23 protein-coding genes are annotated in these 18,496 nt (G+C 51.8%); 8 read left to right on the top strand and 15 right to left on the bottom strand.

Going from position 1 to position 18,496, the window contains the following annotated elements; all coding sequences use genetic code 11:
* The first annotated feature begins 152 nt into the window (after window positions 1-152).
* The 5 genes from ACXAHG_RS05160 (at window position 153) to ACXAHG_RS05140 (ending at window position 6,237) form a co-directional block, all read left to right on the top strand.
* A complete protein-coding gene (locus tag ACXAHG_RS05160) occupies window positions 153-659 on the top strand; it encodes an antirestriction protein ArdA (RefSeq protein ID WP_475056243.1) in 507 nt (168 codons plus the stop codon).
* 129 nt (window positions 660-788) lie between these two features.
* The gene (locus tag ACXAHG_RS05155; protein ID WP_475056241.1) at window positions 789-1,061 is read left to right on the top strand and encodes a hypothetical protein; all 273 of its coding nucleotides are present in this window, start codon (window positions 789-791) and stop codon (window positions 1,059-1,061) included.
* 462 nt (window positions 1,062-1,523) lie between these two features.
* Window positions 1,524-2,573 carry a hypothetical protein gene (locus ACXAHG_RS05150; RefSeq protein WP_475056240.1) on the top strand — a complete coding sequence of 350 codons (1,050 nt, stop codon included), beginning with the start codon at window positions 1,524-1,526 and terminating at the stop codon, window positions 2,571-2,573.
* A gap of 354 nt (window positions 2,574-2,927) precedes the next feature.
* Window positions 2,928-4,667: a hypothetical protein gene (locus tag ACXAHG_RS05145; RefSeq protein WP_475056239.1), complete on the top strand. Its 1,740-nt coding sequence runs from the start codon at window positions 2,928-2,930 to the stop codon at window positions 4,665-4,667.
* Between the two features lie 391 nt (window positions 4,668-5,058).
* The gene (locus tag ACXAHG_RS05140; RefSeq protein ID WP_475056238.1) at window positions 5,059-6,237 is read left to right on the top strand and encodes a hypothetical protein; all 1,179 of its coding nucleotides are present in this window, start codon (window positions 5,059-5,061) and stop codon (window positions 6,235-6,237) included.
* Between the two features lie 262 nt (window positions 6,238-6,499).
* Here the strand turns inward: ACXAHG_RS05140 and ACXAHG_RS05135 are convergent, their stop codons facing one another.
* From ACXAHG_RS05135 to ACXAHG_RS05125, 3 genes are read right to left on the bottom strand one after another with little or no spacing between them, the layout of a single operon-like run.
* Window positions 6,500-6,790 (bottom strand): type II toxin-antitoxin system RelE/ParE family toxin, encoded by a 291-nt coding sequence (locus tag ACXAHG_RS05135; RefSeq protein ID WP_475056236.1) that lies wholly within the window; start codon window positions 6,788-6,790, stop codon window positions 6,500-6,502.
* On the bottom strand, window positions 6,790-7,059 hold the full coding sequence (locus ACXAHG_RS05130; RefSeq protein ID WP_475056234.1) for a type II toxin-antitoxin system ParD family antitoxin: 270 nt from the start codon (window positions 7,057-7,059) through the stop codon (window positions 6,790-6,792). The genes ACXAHG_RS05135 and ACXAHG_RS05130 overlap by 1 nt, the downstream gene beginning before the upstream one ends.
* 38 nt (window positions 7,060-7,097) lie before the next feature.
* Complete coding sequence (locus tag ACXAHG_RS05125) at window positions 7,098-7,661, bottom strand: recombinase family protein (RefSeq protein ID WP_475056233.1); 564 nt, start codon at window positions 7,659-7,661, stop codon at window positions 7,098-7,100.
* Between the two features lie 260 nt (window positions 7,662-7,921).
* Here ACXAHG_RS05125 and ACXAHG_RS05120 point away from each other — a divergent pair, with 260 nt between their 5' ends.
* Together ACXAHG_RS05120 and ACXAHG_RS05115 are read left to right on the top strand one after the other, a co-directional pair.
* A complete protein-coding gene (locus ACXAHG_RS05120) occupies window positions 7,922-8,212 on the top strand; it encodes a hypothetical protein (RefSeq protein ID WP_475056232.1) in 291 nt (96 codons plus the stop codon).
* Window positions 8,213-8,956 (top strand): hypothetical protein, encoded by a 744-nt coding sequence (locus ACXAHG_RS05115; RefSeq protein WP_475056231.1) that lies wholly within the window; start codon window positions 8,213-8,215, stop codon window positions 8,954-8,956. It abuts the gene before it with no gap.
* Window positions 8,957-8,972: 16 nt separating this feature from the next.
* Here the strand turns inward: ACXAHG_RS05115 and ACXAHG_RS05110 are convergent, their stop codons facing one another.
* The 8 genes from ACXAHG_RS05110 to ACXAHG_RS05075 all read right to left on the bottom strand — a co-directional run bounded on the left by ACXAHG_RS05110 (window position 8,973) and on the right by ACXAHG_RS05075 (window position 15,141).
* Entirely contained in the window at window positions 8,973-9,380 is a 408-nt protein-coding gene (locus tag ACXAHG_RS05110; protein WP_475056229.1) for a hypothetical protein, read from the bottom strand.
* A gap of 3 nt (window positions 9,381-9,383) precedes the next feature.
* A complete protein-coding gene (locus ACXAHG_RS05105) occupies window positions 9,384-9,908 on the bottom strand; it encodes a hypothetical protein (protein WP_475056228.1) in 525 nt (174 codons plus the stop codon).
* Window positions 9,909-9,992: 84 nt separating this feature from the next.
* On the bottom strand, window positions 9,993-10,754 hold the full coding sequence (locus tag ACXAHG_RS05100) for a trypsin-like serine peptidase (RefSeq protein ID WP_475056227.1): 762 nt from the start codon (window positions 10,752-10,754) through the stop codon (window positions 9,993-9,995).
* A gap of 124 nt (window positions 10,755-10,878) precedes the next feature.
* A complete protein-coding gene (locus tag ACXAHG_RS05095) occupies window positions 10,879-11,328 on the bottom strand; it encodes a hypothetical protein (protein WP_475056226.1) in 450 nt (149 codons plus the stop codon).
* 62 nt (window positions 11,329-11,390) lie between these two features.
* Window positions 11,391-12,614, bottom strand: a complete 1,224-nt coding sequence (locus ACXAHG_RS05090) for a hypothetical protein (protein ID WP_475056224.1) — start codon at window positions 12,612-12,614, stop codon at window positions 11,391-11,393.
* The gene (locus tag ACXAHG_RS05085) at window positions 12,611-12,934 is read right to left on the bottom strand and encodes a hypothetical protein (protein WP_475056223.1); all 324 of its coding nucleotides are present in this window, start codon (window positions 12,932-12,934) and stop codon (window positions 12,611-12,613) included. Before ACXAHG_RS05085 ends, ACXAHG_RS05090 begins: the two co-directional genes overlap by 4 nt.
* A 69-nt stretch (window positions 12,935-13,003) precedes the next feature.
* Window positions 13,004-14,653 carry a type IV secretory system conjugative DNA transfer family protein gene (locus tag ACXAHG_RS05080; RefSeq protein WP_475056221.1) on the bottom strand — a complete coding sequence of 550 codons (1,650 nt, stop codon included), beginning with the start codon at window positions 14,651-14,653 and terminating at the stop codon, window positions 13,004-13,006.
* Window positions 14,654-14,679: 26 nt separating this feature from the next.
* A complete protein-coding gene (locus ACXAHG_RS05075; protein ID WP_475056219.1) occupies window positions 14,680-15,141 on the bottom strand; it encodes a hypothetical protein in 462 nt (153 codons plus the stop codon).
* A 29-nt stretch (window positions 15,142-15,170) separates the two neighbouring features.
* Here ACXAHG_RS05075 and ACXAHG_RS05070 point away from each other — a divergent pair, with 29 nt between their 5' ends.
* Entirely contained in the window at window positions 15,171-15,461 is a 291-nt protein-coding gene (locus ACXAHG_RS05070) for a hypothetical protein (protein WP_475056218.1), read from the top strand.
* A 53-nt stretch (window positions 15,462-15,514) separates the two neighbouring features.
* On the opposite strand, the gene ACXAHG_RS05065 is transcribed toward ACXAHG_RS05070, so the two are convergent.
* The 4 genes from ACXAHG_RS05065 to ACXAHG_RS05050 form a co-directional block, all read right to left on the bottom strand.
* Window positions 15,515-16,225 carry a GNAT family N-acetyltransferase gene (locus tag ACXAHG_RS05065; protein WP_475056217.1) on the bottom strand — a complete coding sequence of 237 codons (711 nt, stop codon included), beginning with the start codon at window positions 16,223-16,225 and terminating at the stop codon, window positions 15,515-15,517.
* Entirely contained in the window at window positions 16,222-16,440 is a 219-nt protein-coding gene (locus tag ACXAHG_RS05060) for a hypothetical protein (protein ID WP_475056215.1), read from the bottom strand. The genes ACXAHG_RS05065 and ACXAHG_RS05060 overlap by 4 nt, the downstream gene beginning before the upstream one ends.
* A gap of 140 nt (window positions 16,441-16,580) precedes the next feature.
* Window positions 16,581-17,402, bottom strand: coding sequence for a hypothetical protein (locus ACXAHG_RS05055; RefSeq protein ID WP_475056214.1), 822 nt, complete (start codon window positions 17,400-17,402; stop codon window positions 16,581-16,583).
* A gap of 3 nt (window positions 17,403-17,405) precedes the next feature.
* Complete coding sequence (locus ACXAHG_RS05050) at window positions 17,406-18,467, bottom strand: hypothetical protein (protein WP_475056213.1); 1,062 nt, start codon at window positions 18,465-18,467, stop codon at window positions 17,406-17,408.
* Between the last annotated feature and the right edge of the window lie 29 nt (window positions 18,468-18,496).

The following is an 18,496-nucleotide window of genomic DNA, read 5'->3' as shown; positions in this document are numbered from 1 at the left end:
GTTGAGCCATCCCCGGAAAGTTTGATCGAACGTCCAACCCTCTCCTCGCAGGGCTCGTCACGGATGCCGAAGTTGGACGCTCGCCGCTGGGCAGAGGTTCAAGCGCGGAGTTTAAGTGACGGCTTTGCCTTTGAAGAGAAAGCGAGGACGATGTGACGACTACCCTTTACGCCCAGCCCTATGACTTTAGTGCGACGGGCTTCCATTTTACCAGTGCCGAAGAGTATGGCGACAAGGTTGCTGAGCTGACGAACTGCTACGGAGACACGGTTGAAGAGTTTGAGATCCAGTTCATCGATGGTGAGCGCATCGATTGCGATCTGGCCAAGGCAATAGGTGTCAACCTAGCGAACTTTTGCGACTATTTTGAATGCGTTGAGACGTGGGAAGATTGGCAGAAGATCAATGTAATCATTGCAGTTCGCGAGTGCGGTTATGGCTTCGATCCGCAGGTCGATCCTGATCACTACGGAATTGACCTCTATCACGTCGCCTCCATGCGGGAACTGGCAGAGCAGTTTGTCAAGGAAGGCCTGTTTGGGGAGATCCCGGAGAACCTGCAATTCTATATCGACTATGATGCCATCGCCCGCGATTTGGCGATGGAATATTCACCGACAGAGGTTTGTGGTGAGCGCCTAATCTACCGAGCAACCTGAGGGGTAAGGCGCTTGGCATCAAGTTGGCGTATCTCCTTTGCGCTACGATTGTATGGACAAAGAGGTTAGGATTTGCAGAAGGGCAGAGGATGTGCTTCAGATGTAAATAATTGAAAAAAAGGAGGAATTATGAAAAAAGATACTACTCTAAAAGAAGACTACAACAAAGCGCCGGGCTTCAGCCAGCCCTACATGCTCGGATATACTGTCAGAAACAGCAAGGATGGAAAAAATTCCTACTGGAGCAAGATTGCTGCGGCTTGGGCTCACAAAGATGGCGAGGGGTTCGAGGTGCAAATGGATGCGCTGCCGGTTGATGGAAGACTTGTCCTTCGGACTGTCAATGACGAACGCCAACCAAATTCGGAGAAGCTCAGCCAAAAGCCAAGTGGCCCAGCTTAGCTCTCAAGACACAGCCCGCCGACCGTGACGCCGGTGGGCTCTATGTTGACTTTTTTTAGTGTCGTAGCCCTACCAGATAAACTTCAATTGTCCTTTCGCGCTCAAAACATCAGCTCTATGCAGAAAGCACTTTCTTCCGCCTGACACCCGTTTTCACAGCAATTGCCAAGAGCCGGACCACATTGAGGCGCATTTGCCCTAGTATTGCACATCGCAGATCCAAAGATAAGCTTAGCAGCGGACGCGATACCCTGAGCTCAGAGAAAATCTCTTTAAAGGATTGATATTGTGATTAGAACTCTTTCCGTCGAGGTTTTAGACTCGACCTGGCCCGGACCAGGACATATCCCCACATTCCCAAGCACCTTTCACAAGGGAACTCGGACATGGGACATTGATTTTCCCGCAATGTTACTCTTGATCGGCTACCTCACAACACCAACCACTACGACAGGGGTTTCATTGAGCGAGTTCTGGGCCTGGGTGAGATACCTTTCTGCCATCACTCCTGATCCTGATCTTCGGCTGACCAATAGTTTCTCAGACCTGGACGCGCATCAAAAGACTATTCTAAGTGATGATTTTGGAATGGGTGCGCCGCTCCTTTGGCTGAATGAACGCTTAGATTTAGACCGGATAGTAGATGGGCGATACTTCGTAGAGTACATCGCGGCCTCAGTTGGAGCAGCTCAACAGAAGACCGCTAAGCGCGGCCCTAACAAGACCCCAGATTTTGTGGCTCGCGATATCAGGGGCGACTGGCACGTAATTGAATGCAAGGGCACCCAATCTGGGCGCAAATACAGCGAAAGACAGTTAGGGGAAGTTGGGCCTCCTCCGACCCGGGGGATTGCACAAAAGCAATCAATTATTTTTCCAACGGGCCATACAGGGCAGCGCCTTGTCAGTGGGCTTCAGATTGGCGTTGAGGCTGGGAAACCAAGTCATTTAACCTTTATCGATCCTGATCCAGAGAAGCCGTTTATAGTGGAAGAGCAGGATCTGAAACTTGCGGACGATGCAGCCACGCGATGTGTTATGTCAAAAGCGTTGCGCCAAGCAGGTTATGAAACGGCTGCCGAAGCAACCGCTTCACCATATGGAAGATCACTTCGAGCAAGGCAGAGATATTCAAAGAAATTGGAAGACGAACGAGTGCAGGCGGTACATGAACGAAACGAGCGTGCCCGAGATGAGCTAAGAAGTAGAGCGCGGACCCTTCGTTTTGGAGAGCGTTTTTTTGGCCGCGAGCGTCAGTTCTCATTGCCACGGCCTGTGATCGTTGGCGATACTTTGGTCCATCGTGTGATTGTAAGACAGGGGCTTCTCGAGGCAGCCCTAGAAGAGTTGCAAGAAAGACCAACCATAGAAGAGTTCATTTCCGAATCCGGCGTAGAGTGGGAGGCAGGCGTTGGACGATGCATGCTAAAAGGCGAGGAACGGTCTGCAACAATGACCATAGGCAGTGTGTTTCGATCAGAGATAATACTCGAAAATGAGCCCCAAAAGTAGCCCTGAGGTGGCTCGTTAAGGGTTCGTTTGCGCGTCGAAGGGGTACAACTGAAGCAACAACCCTTTCAGGCTGTGACCAGCTGTATAAGCTCGCAGCGTCCTGCAGCTTCAAATTTCGGCTAAGCCAATACGTTGAAGCGAGATCGGAACCCGGGCAACGAACTTCAGAAAAAAAGGGGGGATGGCTCGCCGTCGCCCGACAACGGTAGGAACGCCTGCCAGGCGACTAAAATCACTGAAAAGATGGCAGAGGTTCTTCCTCTTTCTTACTGTCGCTACAGTGATATAGTAACGGTTATGCTAGCGATCAGCATTGAAGCTTGCGCGACTAATTAGGTTTTTTTGGATAGAAACATGCTTCAAATAGCAACAGGTAAATTTTCGAGAAATGTTGAATTAACATCGACAAAACACAGATATGTCCTCTACACAAATGCCGTTCGATTTGGCTCTCCGACAATCGAAACCGCCTTTGGGAACCTTATGCCTGCCAGCGTTGGGAACCCCGCCAAAGCTTGGGTTGGTGAATCAACTGAAACCCTTGAGGCAGTGACCCCTAGCGGGCAAAAGGAAGTTCTTGTTTCGACTGCGGGAACAGATATCGCTGCCGACCTCGCTGTTGTTCTCTCATTTGTATTGAACCTGACATTTACCACGAGTGAACAAAGCCTAAATAGATTAATCTCCACCCAACCTTCTGATCTCGGGGGGCTCCCCAGTAATAAGTTCCTCATTCGAACATTCGATGAAAGTGTTCATGTTAGCGATGAGGATGTAGATGGGCTTCGAGCCTTCATCAAGAAGATGTGGCTTCTAGAACGAGGCGAATTTAGAGCAATATTAAACGGCATGCGCCGTTATGTTCTGGCGACCCATAGAATGAAGGATGAACCGAGCTTGGCATATTCCCTTCTTGTTATGGCTGTTGAGTCTATAGAACAAAACATCAATAATGCAGAGGTTGAATGGGTAGATATTGAGGAAAGCAAGAGAGTTAAAGTTGATGCCGCTCTTGAGGGGTGTAGCCCAGACGTGGCAAAGAATGTGCGATCTGCGATTTGCGACACAGAGAAGGTGAAGGCGTCAGCAAAGTTTAGAGAATTCGTTTTATCTAATGTTTCCCCGGAATATTTTAGATCAGAAGCTCAGTCTGCTATCATGCCACCCTCGAGGCTCGACCTTAAGAAACTGCTACAGAACGCCTATCAGGTGCGCTCTCAATATGTCCACCGCTTAAAGGAACTTGATAACAATCTCCGGCACCCCCATGGTTTCGCCGAGACTGATTGGGCTGCTGGTGATAGTCATCTGACTTTTCAAGGACTAGCTCGCCTCGTCAGGCATGTGATCGGTCAGAGGGTAAGAAAATCTGCAGAACATACTAAGCAGCAATTCGATTACAGAGGCGATCTGCCATGCCTTTCTGTTAGGAGATTGGCGTCACACTACTGGATTCACAGCGCAGATGGGTATGGTACTAATATCTCGAGGCGCAACCTTTCTGCGTGTTTAGATCAAATTTTCCAATGCAACATCGAGGATGGCGCTGCGATTACAGACCAAACTGAAGTAATGCGGAAGATTGAAAACTTCTTGCCCAACCTGACCAAAGCTGAAGACAGAGGCCCCATGGTCGCTCACTACCTAGCCTATAACCTTAGCCTCGCAGAAGAATTTCGAAGCCCAAAATTTAATGAGACAGTTAGGATCATTGATGAGCGATACGGGGATACGGCTTACCATACGCTCGAGTGTTTTTCAGCTGGGGCGGTTATTAAAATGATCTTATACTGCGACCTCAATAAAGCAGAGCAGTACTGGGAGATGTATGTAGCCCAGCGGCATCACAAAAATGGGTTGAAATTCTCACAGAGAATCGAAGCCACAATGCTCATCAGCGTTGCAGAAATCAGCCACAAAGAAGGCAACTTGGACAAAGCTAAGGAGTTTGTTTCGAAGGCTGTGGAATCTTATCCTGGTCAAAAATACCTCCTATTCCTCGAAGCGGAGTTTTCTAAACTCAGTAGAGGTGCGGCCAATTGGAGGGATTGTTTTTTTGAATCTCAGCGGGTTGCGAAGGGCAAAGGAACGTGAGGGGTTAAGGAGAAGTGGCCAATTAAGACATTTCAAATGTAATGAACACGTCACCTTCGGTTTTCGTTAAAGTCGTGCGTTCTGTGAGCTTGTGGGTCACTCTCTAGGCATCACCGTGGATTGTGCCCCTACGTGGGTTTCGGTGGTTGACGCGGTTGAGCGCACGCCCTAAGGCGATCCTGCCTGGACGGGTGATGATAGCGGCTGAACAAAAAATTTGAGCAAGACCAGGGCCTCCCTTCCAGTTCTGGCCGTGCATTGGCAACTCCCTCGATCTTTGGTTGAGCCTGATCTAGGAGGAAATTCCTTCGGGAGAATCTACTTTTATGATAGTATAAAAGAGGGTTCTGACCCAATAGCATGAGTTCGCTTGAGTCATCAGGAGTTGGTTATGAGGTGGGTGGTATGTATTTTAGCTCTTTTGCTGCAACCGAATTTGGCGTTAGCGCAGTCGGGTCAATTCGATCACTGCAATGCATACCTAGAATATGGAGCGCAGACGGTATCTCGGCAAAACTCCGCTCTTCACAGGACTGCCTATTATTTTAGTGAGTATTGCCGGATGGAATCCTCTGAGATGTCAGAGTCAATGATTTCGTCGGCGAAAGCGAGTATTCCGGGGTTAATCTCAGGCAGTGGTTCCGGGAGCACTCTAGCAACGCGGAAAGCACTCACTAGTTGGTGCTCAGAGCAGGAGCAGCTTGGACTGTTTACGCAGGATGTTCTAAGTGAAGTTGTAGATGCCAGCGCTGAAGGGCGAAAAGCTTGGAATTCTTGTCAACAAGCCGCTAGAAAATCTGTGAATATTGCTTTGAAATCTTTTGCGCCAGATGATAGCTTCGTCTCCTTTGAAGTGGATTCAACTCTTGATGCAACAATACACCTCTTATCCGTTCTGCAGAGTGGGTACGTGTGCTCTATTTCTCATTACGATGAAGACCAAAACGAAGAAATTACACATAGCGCGAAGTCCCCGACCAATACACCCGGATTTGAAAATGCGTTGCTAAAGCCTATTTCTATTAGGAGCTCGAATGCCCAGATAGACTGTTCCCGTAATACTCCTCCCGCTCAATCCCCAAATGATCCTGTGAAACTCGTTTACGACCTTGGAGTAATTAAAGTAAACACTTCTGTGACTTCTTTCGCGTTTTCAGCGATTCCAGTTGTCGACACTTACTTTGTTACCCCTCCCGGAGCGATTATGGCGTTTTCTACGTCTGGTGGGGAAGGTGAGATTGGCGCGAAAAACTGCCCAAAGGGTTGGAGCCACTATAAGTCAGCTTACGGACGTTTTCTCAGAGGTATTGATTATGGCGGTACTGGTATCGATCCAGAGGGGCAGCGAGAACCTGGCTCACTTCAAGAATATGCGGTGGTTGACCATTTTCATGACGCAAGGGGATTTGCATCAGTAGCTCATGAAGCGAGGCCCAACCACGGTTATATGGTGGGCAGCACAATGGGCGAACATTCTCGAACTGGGGGGTTACTGCCTGAACCAGCAAGGTCCAGCCCTCACGAGTCCAGGCCTAGAAATGTCGCTGTAACTTTTTGCGAAAAGTTATAATGTTAAAATACTTACTTCATTCTGGAATGCTAATCGTCGCATCTTCTTCCAGAGTCTTGTTGTGACAACCGTTTGAGCCCATCTGGCCTATTTCCTTTCAAAGAGAATTGCCGCGTGCCTTATTGCCTTTCGGCGGTGCCGCGGCGGCCCGGGTGGAGTTGTCCGCGTGAAGTCTATTATTGCTTAGCGACTTTTCAAACTTGCACAGGTTGAACACATTGGCCAAGCAAGGAGATCTGTTCACTTTGCTTTGGCGATTCTGTCACATTGGACTGCTGATCCAGTCCTCGTGCGCATGGCGCACCCGGATGATCAGTACGTCGGCTTCTTCGATCTTGTAGAGAATGATGTGGGAACGAAACGGATGCACCCGAACCGGTGGAGTAAGTTCCGTTCGTTCGCGTCCCAAGCGGGGATTGTCAGCGATCAAATCGAAGACGTCAAATAATGCCATATGATAGGCGCGGGCTATCTCCGTGCCAAAAAGTTCAATGCCGATCTCAGCGATTGATCCGATGTCACGTTCTGCGTCTCGCGTAAGGCGGTATCCCATTATGACTCGTTGTTTCGCGCCTCAACTCGCGCGCGCGCTTCGTCAAATATCTTGTCCGCGCTTTTGTCGCTGATCCCGCTGACTAGGCCCTCGTCGATCAGCCTTTGTATTTGGGCGATCTTGTCGCTGCGCTCCTGGTCACGCCGGATCAGATCACGCACATAGTCGCTGGCATTGCTGTAACGTCCGGTTTGACTTTGTGCCTCCACCCATTCCTTCATTGGGTCTGGCAGGGATACATTCATTGTTGCCACGTCTCGATCCTCCATATTCTTAGTATGACATGAATTGGCAATCTTTGTCAAAACTAGGTGCCCTCAGTCTCCAGCTCGCTGATCCGCCTCCGCAACGTCCACGGATGAATTCCATGCATCGCCGCTAGTTCATCAACGCTAGCTTCGCCGTTCTCCAGCTTTTTTTGTGCGCGTCGGACCTGCCGCTCACTAACCTTTGGAGGCCTGCCGATGCGTTTGCCTCGCCTGCGGGCGGCTTCCAGCCCTTGTTTGGTTCGCTGCCGGAGTGTGTCACGTTCGAACTCGGCAAGCCCGCTGATAAAGGTGAAAAGCAACTTTCCAATCGGTGTGCTGGTGTCGATATTCATGCTCGCAATCTGTATTTCTACCCCACACCGACGAAGCTCGTGCAGTTCGACCAGTGCATCCATCGCTGAACGCCACGCCCGATCCAAATCCCAGACCACGAAGACATCGCCAGGCTGTAACTTTGCGAGCACGTCTTTATAGACAGGCCGCGCCTCGGCAGTGGCGGGCAGCTTTTCTATGTGCAACTCGTCGCAAATGGGCCGAAGGGCATCGATCTGCCGATCCTCACACTGATCTTTCGTACTGACGCGTAAATACCCTATTTTCATTCTGTTTCAGTGCCTTACCAGAATTGGCCGGCCACGCACTTGAATGCACGAAACCGACCCTTTCTGCGTTGAGGCTGCGAGCTTGCCTTTTGTCCTATGACAATTCTGCCAAGCTACTGTTTTTTCAAACTTCTTTGTCCATTCTACCAAATCTGATAGAGAGAGCGCAAATTTCACATAACCGGTCGGTTATGCGCACGCACAAATCGTTAAGATTAAAGAAATATTCACAATTTTCTGCGATGGTATTGTCGGCGTCGATGTTTGCATCTTCCGCAGAAGAAGCAGCCGCGCTGACAGCCGATGATGTGCTGACTAAAATGTCGAGCGAGCAGCGACATGGCTATTTGTCCGGGCTCGTCGATGGCTTTGCGTTCGCGCGGTGGCGGGCTGACAAGCCGGACGAGAGTGGAACACAATGCATCTTTGATTGGTTTTATACCCAGGATGCCGCTCAGAAGAAAAAGCTTTACGACTGGTTTGGACGGCACAGGGACAAGCATGTCGATGCGTTGATATTTGCGATGATCAGAAAGGAATGCGGGGAATAGATGGTGCAACTGCGTGAACATTTTGCGAGCGACGAACGTGGACGCCATTCGGAATGGCTGCGTCAGCGCAAATGGTTCATTCGGGCAAGGCACGATCAACAGCGCCGCGAGAAACTGGCAGACCAAGCAGAAGATTCCATGTCGTCTATTGCTGCAGCAACCGCCGTCGCATCAGACGCGCAGATCAGAGAGTTCAAGCTGAAGCTGGATAGATACGACACTGCCACGGTGAATGCGTTGATGGAAAACCAGGAGCTTCTTGATGCCGCACGTGCCAGGATTGAAGGCATGTTGGACCGTGCATATGTCATGGAAGACGGGCGTCGTGTGTTTAAGACCAAAGATGGAACGCAAGTCTTTGACGAACATGGGGCCGAAGTCTCGGCAGATGTTCTTGATCCAGCGCTGATCGAAGATCACCGCCCAACCTGGGAAGACTATTCAGCCGGTCTTCAACTCGAAGAACAGCTGATCGCTGAACGCACCGAACTACTGGAATTCCAGGAGCGACTGGATGCGGCGCGTAGCGAAGTTGATGACGGTGAGATAACTGAGGCTGACTTGGAAGAGCTGGAAACGGGTATTCTGGATGACATGCCTGAGCGTGTGCGACAACATGCTGGGCTAGAGCCTCAGGAACCCGATCCAGATCTTTCTGCGCCGCCTCATGAAACAGGTCGGTTGCCTGGACTGCAGACGCGAAGCGCCGAGGCTCTTTCCCCGGCACCGGCACAGCTTCAATAGGATCAAATAATTCGATCTAGCTTTCTGCGTCGTCAGGTATGACTGACCGCGCAACTTGTCTGGGGTTTTCGGCTTTGGCTTTCGCGATTGCGCGGCGCACCTTGTTCACGGTCCAAATCGTAGAGACCAACACGGTACGTTCCCGCATATATTGACCAATCTGCAACGTGGCTGTGCATGCGCCGACCAGAACAGCAAGCAGACCACATCCGATCAGCAAGGCTTGCTCGTAGCCATAGAGCAAGTCGCCAAAGCTGATTGCATAGAGCATCAGTCCGACAGCGACAATGGCGCTCATCCAAACAGGATCGCGCCCGACGATCACTGATTGATCTGCAAGCAGCGGTTCGTCTTTGAATCGGGTACTCAGCGACGTGTTTGTGACACGGATTTTGCCACGTTCAAAATATATGGTTTCCGCCATCTCTTATCCTTTCCTCCATGGGAGTTCACCGCATTGACCAGAATAGGCTTTGCTGAGTACCGACTGCTGCAGAGCGTTGATTCTTGAGCCGGAATAGGTTCTGGCAGAGGCAACATGCAGCGTGAGCGCAAACCCAAGATCGGAGTAGGCCAGATCAACGCTGCATCCGCAAACCGAGGATTTGTCTAACGCCGACATGCGCGGTGGTGCGGGTTTACCGTTATCGGCCACCTGCCTGGCCATATCCAGCGTGTCATCAACAGCAGGCAGTTGATCCAAGCCGGTTTCCCTAAGAACCTGATCCAGAATGCCCAGTGCGATTTGCGCTTCGGACTTGCTTTGATTCCTTCGTCCCATTGCTTCAGCGTGATCACTCGCCAAGGCTGCCTCACAGGCTGGGATAAGCTGGATTTCTGCCATGCGCCGTTCCACGAGCGGCTGAAGCCAGATCACCGTCACTAACAGATAAAGAGCAACTCCACCCAGTATAGCTGGCGGAAACAGGCGCGTCAGAAGAGTGTCGAACATAGCTGTCCTTTCTTTTGTCTTGAGTTTGGAGTGAGATTGAAACCTGGTCCTGCGAGACCAAAGGATGGTCGCTGCCAGGGAAACTTATTGACCATCTATGATGGAGCGCAGGATGGGTGACTGCTCAGCAATCAGGGAAAAGGGCACAGCAAGGCCGATGTCCCGAACTTCTGCAGAATAGTGCGCGTTGTTGATTGCGATGACGTCGCCGGTTGAGGCGTCAAATACCGGCGAGCCTGAATTCCCACCCTCTGTTGGGCAAGTGTGATGCAGTCGGCGCGGATGCGGTCTTGGGTGCTTAATCACCCTGCAATGCAGGCGGCTGATCTGCTGCACTCTCAGTTTGGGGTGCCCGATGATCCAGAGCGGTGTTTTGAATTGCGGAGTCTCAGCGGAAATCGACAAAAACCCGAATGTTTCCGCTGGACTTCCCGCAATGGTCAAAATCGCATAGTCCAAAGCCTCATCCATTTCCACCGGAGGCATATGGACAGCAAAGGTTTCGATACGCTGCGGGTCGTTGGGATCGACAACTCCCATCTCAAATGTGACGTCTAGAACCTGACGAGGCAGCCATTCTTCGCTGTCGCGGTTCCAGTACCGCCCACCAACACAATGCTCATTAGTGATCATGTGACGCGATGAGATCAAAAAGCCGGTGCATCCACTCGCGCCGCGATCTGTTCTTACTCTCAATCTACCTACTGGTTGCCCGACCTGCGCAAAGATCGATGTGGGGTGGTAGTCATGAACCGGTTCATATTTGGGCTCGGCAAGTGCTGGGAGCACGGCAATCGATGCCAGACACAAAGTGAACCGTCTTAGATACTTGGAAAATGTTGGCATGGAGCTTCCTCCGGACCGCCCGATCAAATGAGGCAGTCAATTCAAATCGAAGGCGAAAGGAGAGGGAGACAGAAGATGACTTTGGCGGCACCTGGTGACGAAACGCGGATGAGGAAGACGGCCGCTACCTAAACCGGCAATAACCCACCAGCCCTTTGGCCTGGGCCTGCGTCAGGCCAAATTCGCGCAAAGTCTGTACTGAGAAAGGCGCGTATGTCAGGGCTTTGCCAGCGCGGATTTCCTGAATTGTAAGCTGAACGGCAAACCCATCGCCGCCGCTCTTGTTCTTCTGGGCATAGCACCACTGCGCTTCAATGTTCTGATCCGCCGAGTTGTCGTACCTGATGCCCGTGGTGATATTGAAGTTGAGCGATGTATGCTTAACCGTGACGAACTCCGAATAATGGCGGATTTCTCCTGCTGCTTCAGGGCTGTCTTCACCTTTTGCCGCCCGGTCGTCCCACGGCAGGCCGAAGTCACCACCACGCAGAACATCATACACCAGTAGAGCGATGGCTGTGGCCGCCACCGCCGCGCCAAGAGTGACGTAAAGAGCGGATGCGATTTTTTGCATCAGGTAAGACGACCGGGCTTTCGTCCGGGCATCTTGCCAGTGGGAGAGAAACGCCGCGCGTGTCACGACGTCCCCCGATCATCGCTGTCGTTGGCCCGCGCGGTTACATCGACATCTTCATACTCACCCTCGCCAAGATCGATAAAACCGTCTTCCGGCAGGTCCAGCATGGGATTGGCCGACCGCGTCCCACGCAGAGAGTCCATTTGCAGCAGCGCATCTTCCAGATCAGCGGCGGTCCAGACCTGACGCGGCTTACCACGGCCTCGCTGATCGTCGCCACGAACGGTCTGGAAGAATAGCAGGACTAGCGGCAACAAATCTACAGAGGTCGCCGTGGCAATCTGCGGAATGATCGACGACCAATGGGTCAGAATGCCCTTCATCAGACTGTCGCGTTGCAGGCTCAGCGATGGAATGGCAATCGGTGGTTCCGCCGCAATCTGATCCGCGATCCGGTTTGCCTGTGCCTGCCGTTTTGCAATGAAGTTTCGGACATTCTGTCTCTGCGATGCCGTGCGGATCGTAGAAGGCACGACAATGCCCGAGGTCAGATTGCGCAACGACCGCTCGATTGATGCCAGCACATCCTGCCCGGCGATCCCGGAAATCGTGCGATTGACGCAGGTCAGCGCTCTACCGGCAGCTTCCATGTCAGATACACTCAAGTGACGCCTCAGATCAGACAGGCAGGTTTCTCCTTCGGCTTGCAACGCGTTGATCGTCCCGGTGGCGGTTTGCACCGAGGCCAGTACCGTCGAGATCGCATCCACCGCCTGGCCCATGAAATCCGACAGCGGCCCTTCGCCTGGGACATCACTAAGACCCTGACCCCGGATTTCGCGCTGGCGGATGGACTTGGTGGCATTCTCAAACGCCCGCAGGTCAGTCAAATAACTTCCAAAACGGTTGCTGCGTTCCGCTGACAGGGCCAGCGCGGCCTCCGCGCGCGCTGTAACTCCCTTACTCATTTCCTGTGAGATTATGCCCCCCGACAAAAAAACGAGGTTCCAATATGTGGAGAAGGCAAGAATGAGCAGAACACCGGAAAGCGTCGTTGACCATCCCGACCAGCGCGCCCGGCCTTTGCTCAGGTAAGGCATAATCCCAAAGGCATGTGCCCAGAATGTCGACATCGCCAGTGAGATCACGATGGCTGTCAACGCGCAAACCGTCTTGAAATACCAGTCATCGACAGCGGCATCCAAAGTGAAACCAGAATAGGTCAGCAGCCCAGAAACAGCCGCAGCAGCAGAAATTGTGGCTCTGGTCTTGGCACCGATCATAGCAAGTTCTCCACGAAGACTCTGACATCAATGGGAAGCAGGGTGAGGTAAGGGCAACGGCGGGTCCCATAACGCGGGGTCACGACATGCCAGCCGTCAAGTGCGATGTAATTGCACTTGCTCATCACCGGATCAGCGCGTGATCCGTAGTATTTGTAAGTGGTCAGCAGTGCCGGACTGCCGAACCACCACAGCAGAACAAGCGGGATCAGCGGCACCATTGCCAGCTTGATCAGCATCGTCAGAGGGTTATTTTTGAGCCTGCGCCGCAGATGCGGAGTTGTTTCAACGCGGGGCTCCCCGCGCCGGAAAAAGCGCATGGTTTCTCTCCAATGCTGGTTGATTTTAAGAATTTGATCGTTAGGGAAAGACGCGTTTGAGCCCGCGCGTCAGACCTTGAAGCGAACGCGCATTTTGGATTTGGGCGGCGCCCCTGGTACTTCACCCGCCAGCTTCACCCATGGATCAACACTGCGATAGCTTAGAAGGTCAATCAGCCGCCCTGGATCGTTCTGATGGAACAGGACTGCTGTGTATTTGGGCATCTGCATGAGTTCGTCAGGCCGGTAAACCGGAACGCCGGTCTCATTTGATGAGATGCTGTGCCCGCCCTGATTATCTGCCAGCATCGGTATCGACGCGGATTCCGTGATCACCGACTTAGGCCCGATGCGTTGGGAATAGGTTAGCGCGTCTTCGTATGAGCGGATTCCCCAGGCCATGACGGTTTCTGCTTGGGTCGTGAAGGCCGTTGCGTCATCGCCAAAGCAGGTTCGATATCCTTGGGTATCTTGCACCAAGGTTATCACTTGCAGCCCCAGTGACCTGCCAACTTTGAGCGCGGGCATCACAAAGGGAAGACTGGCCCCATTGCACAGCGCCTCGAACTCGTCACAAAGCATGGTGACCCGAGGATTGAAGCAACTGGCGCGGATGCACAGCATCGCCAGCGCGTTTAAGACAAGGCCGCCATAGACACCGTGGGTCAGGAGCTTTTCCGGGGGGATGACTATATGGATAGTTATACCCTTGCCCGGGCGCTTCAGGGTCCTGGGGTCGAAGTTTGTATATTCGATGCTCTTGGCAAGTGGCCCAGTGGTGAAGACTTTCAGGGCATCGCTGGCTTCGGTGATGAAGGACTCGGCGAATTTCGGAACGTTTTTAATCTTGCTCAGGAACCGCCGCCCCATGCGCGCAATCTCGCCGTCAAAATCTGAGCATTGGCACATCTCGTAGAGGAAATCTTCGACCTCTTCGAGTGATCCGCTAACAACGCGACCCACATGGGCGAAGTTGCAAACCAGTTCTCCGGTTTCGGCCTCCTGAGTAGCTGTGAAGGCCAGACTGGCGACTAGGAAGTCGTTGCCTTGTGAGCGGAAGATCGCGTTCTCACCACCAGCATTCATCTCAGGTTTGAGGGCATGAACAATGCCGCGTGCCTCGTCGAAAATCTCGTGATCGCCCTGTTCGGCTAGGCGAATGAGGTTGAAACAGGGGTTGAAGTCATAACTCTTGAGATCGGTGCCCTTCAGTGCTCGCCAGGGATCAATGCAGATCACGTCCTGACCCAAAACATCTCGTCGGTAGGGCGTGGTCAAAAGAGCAAGTTCTGGCCCTTTTGCCGTGGTAATCAGGTTCCGGTGCGCACCAAGGCTGAATCCGACCCCCGCAGAAAACGACTCCGACTTGCCTGCTTCCGTAGGGGCGCGCACAGAGGCATGTCCTTTGCCGCGCCAGTAGAGGATTTTGCTGTCTAGGAGACCCAGCGGAATGCCATCGCCATCGCTGTTGTCAAAGCTGAGTGTGCTTTCGTGATCGGTGTTGACCGAAGGCAGATAAGTGCGCCCGTGTAGTCCGGTCGGGCGCATAGCTGTCTGGATTATCCGCCACAATCGCAGGCTTCTGACGAGCTCCAACCCTACAATGGCAATGCAAAACCAAAAGAAGAGCTGAAACAGTCCGGTAGTGAGTTCTCCCACTCCCCAGATATCGAGGACGCGGGAAGTTACCCAACACAATACCGCTGAAATCAAGGTCAAAGTAGGTGTCGGGGCCCGGCCCATCCTCAATAGCCCTGACTGTGATCGTAGTCTTGGGACTGCTCCTGCGCCTGCTGACGGTCATTCCGCAAGATCTGATAGACATAAGACTTCGCTTCCCGCTTGGTGTTCTCTAGGCTGAAATCATCCCGCTCAGTTATCTTTCGTTCTGCCTGTTCTTCTATGATCTTCATATCATTCTGACGGGCTTCCGCCGTATTCGGACGCGGCGCGGGATCGTTCATATACCGTTCCAGCATGCGGGTGCGCTCTTTCGTGAGACGGTCTCCGCGGGTTTCTCTCTGCCACTTGATCTTGTCTTCCAGCACCCGTTCAGCGAGACGTATCTGCTTTTGAATTTCTTGCTGAGCTTCGGGGCTGGCATTGGCTATAGCTGCCCCTAACCGATTGTCCTCATTAAACTCCTGGGCAATCAGGCCGGTTATTTTTGCGTTGAGGCCATCGGTTTTGGTATCCTTGTCAGGCATTGTTTCACTCCATATTTCAGAGAAAGGAATTGCAGATGCTGGATAGAAGTGACCCATACTCAGGCGCATCCGCCGACCCGAGAGACAGGCTGAAAGGCGAGTTGTTCGCTACATTTTCTGAACTGAAATCCCGTCACGAGATCGAAAGCAGTGATCTGGCGCGGATGGCAATCAGCGTGCTTCTGAAGCAGATCGAAAAAAATGAAGGGCTAAAGGTGCTGATCGAGTTTAGCGATCAGGTGGGGGCACACCTCTCCGACAACGCAAGCAAGCTGATCGACGTCATCGAAGAGGATTTTCTGACGCGGCAGGTGAACTAGAGAGTGCTCGCTAGACTCCTTCTCGGCGTTTTGCCCAGGTGAGTTTGGTAACTTCAGGCCTGATGCATCGGCAAAACGTGGTTGCACCAGTTTTGCAGAAAAAACATGCTCGACAAGACGCTTCGCTTTGTCGCGAACATCCGGCGGTAACGAAAGAACGGACCGGACGAACCATGCTCTGAGAATTCAGCTAGGTGTCTGTCTTTATAGGTTCCGGAAATTTTGGTGAAGCCAATTTCATCTGACCGGTGGAACCCGACTTTTGAGAGCGATTTCGCAGAGGCGTGGTTCTCCGTGCCGTCGGCTTGGATTCGATAGGCGCAGGTGGCGCCCCTTATGCTCGGCGACGCAATTGTTCCGTGAAGTATTGACAGTGCAGCCATTGCCGAAGCGATACGGTTGCCCCGGTAGCGTCCCGCATCAACTGTAACTCCCTTGATCCAGAGAAGCTTAGCATCATCCAGGTGCGCGTACATTGATCCTACAACTTGCCCCTCATGCTCAGCTACAATGCAATGTGCGGCGTTTTCGAAAAGATCCTGCGGCTTGTACCTGATCAGGTGTTTTCGATCTTCTCCCGCCATTGTTCTATCGAATTGCTGCATTTGCATTTCAAGACATCGCAGGTCTTCCTCGGGGCTATAGCTCGTCAGCCTCAGTCCCGTATGGATGTTCTCGAATTCCAAGCGAATGGTGCGTACAGTGTGGTCACCTACGGGATCATTCGACGCCTTACGCGAGGTTTGAAAAGTTTGAATGTTCACTTCGGGCCCTCCTCAATAGAGGGGCCAAACACCGCGGCCAGCAATTTTTCGCTATCCTGCTTTTCTTTGTACATTGCGTAAAGTCCGGCAATAGCGCCCGGCTCACGCACAAGCTTAATCAAAGCAACAAGGTCTTCTGCGGCAATCACTCCGCGAGCAGGCTTAGCCCCACCGTTACGGTAACAGCAGTCAACACAATGATCTCTCTGCATCATCTTTCCTTCCACAAAATACACCTCACCTGATCATGCCCTGCGAACGCAGATGCATGAGCGCTCAGGTCACTCAAGATGGGTTGGCTGTAGAAGAAATATAGGAACAGGTTGAGGTGATGTCTACGGTCGAGTTCGTTTTTTTACATTGTGTGTTTTCGATCGGCCGCGACACGAGCGACCCGCCGTGCCTCCTGTCCCTTTAACTGCTTTCGCTTTTCAATCTGGCGAGTGTTATAATCCTGAATTGTGGGTAAATTCTCTTCGAGTTCAGGAGACACTTCATTCGAACGTTTCCAACTGACAAAATCGATAGAAAGCTGCTTGTCGATTTTGCGGAGTGCTCCACGGTGCATGCGCTCCGTGGACAACCACCTTTCGTACACACGCTCGATGAAGGTTGCAGGAGTTTCGTTTGACGCCTCCATGCCTGGCCACAATTCCGGTGCGCGTGCTGGAGGAAGTTGTGCAAGTTCGTCGAAGTATTCCGACACTTGAAGAAAGCGCCCGGCCAAACGGGTTTCTGCAATGTCCATGGCCATATTCTTGAGCTGTTCGAGAGAAAGCCCCTCAGCTACCAATGCCTTCGAAAACTCGTCCACTATTTGGCGCTGCGCAGCTTGAATTTCCGCGTCATGTTGATCGCCGTGCCTTTCGGATAATTCTTCCTCTATGTTTCCTTCTCTTTCGCCTCCTAACAAGGAGGGTTCGTCTAAAATTACAGGCGAAATAAGAGGTGCGTCTAACGCATCCCCCAATATCTCCGATATTTCTCTATCGAGTTGTTCATCAATATTATGGTCAGCATTATTGACATATTTTCCCGATTTGTCAACTTTGGGTGAATTGGTCGATTCCTGCGCACATTGATCTTCATCGAGTTCGAGTTGCCTCCAGGTCTTTTCGAGTTTCGACTTGAAAGACGTGGCAGGGTTCTCAGGCGGTATGTCTGCATTGATTGGCATGATCTACTCCCCTGGTTTAAGTGCCTTCCGGTACGCATAAGCCGCTAGGCATAACGTTCCCGCAGCACCTGCACCACAAGCTCCCATTGGCCCTGACCCAAATGCAGGGCTTTGAATGAACTCCGAATTACCTTTAGTTAGCGCTTCGTACCATCCTTCGCGCAGACTATTCCTTTTAAGGAACTTTCGAAATATTATTCTTGTCCTCTTGAGAAGATCATTTTCTTCCAAGTCCAGCGAAACAACAATTTTTGACGGAGCGACAATGTAGCTGACTGCCAAACACAATTGCGCAATGTAGAAGGCTTGGACCGTACGAGCGACATCTTTTGCATACTGATCTTCTCGTGCATCTGACATTCGTGTCCGAAACACTTGCATTGATGCGAGCTCTTCAAGTCGCGCATCGAAGTATGTTAGGGGGTTAGCTTCGCTAATGTCATCGACGTGAGGGGTCACAGATATTTGTCCGACTTCTGAGTGGTGCCGACCTCCCATCACATTCCCTTTTGTGATGATTGCGCCACCAACACCCTCAGTGAAGTTCAGAAAAATCAGTGTATCTTGGATGCTTAGTCTTTCAGAGGGAATTGGGTCAGCCGTATTCGAAACGCGATAATAGAACTCTCCTAGACCACACGCGGCAACATCAGTTTGCACAATTACAAGAGGAGGAGCGGAAAATTCTGCGAATTGTTCCGCTACCAATCCCCGCAGAGAGATATCGCCAATTGGTCCCCCCGTATCGTGTCCAATTACATAACCATAGTCATGGCCATCATGATCTCTAGAAGCGAACCGGAGCGATTTGAACGGCCCGTAGGAAGCGATGCCAATAGTAACGGGGCAATTCGCCTCTTCTTTTATCCAAGCGCAGGCTTCCTTAATCGCTTCAAGAGGTGCATCGGGGTCGACCGGAAAGATCGCATGTTCGGCTTTCGCAAGGGCTGCAGCAGAAATTTGGTGCTTTGTGGTCGTCCTAGGGCCAAAATCCTCGCAAGACTTTGTCGCATACACCAGGTCACGACGAATAAAAAGTCCTGCGACTGAGCGCTCTTCGGTCAAGGCGACGCCTCTGCTTTCGGAAACCCCTC

The organism is Leisingera sp. ABD4_442, from assembly GCF_056160905.1.
The sequence above is the reverse complement of the archived record's forward strand: the minus strand, read 5'-3'. Positions and strand labels throughout refer to the sequence as shown.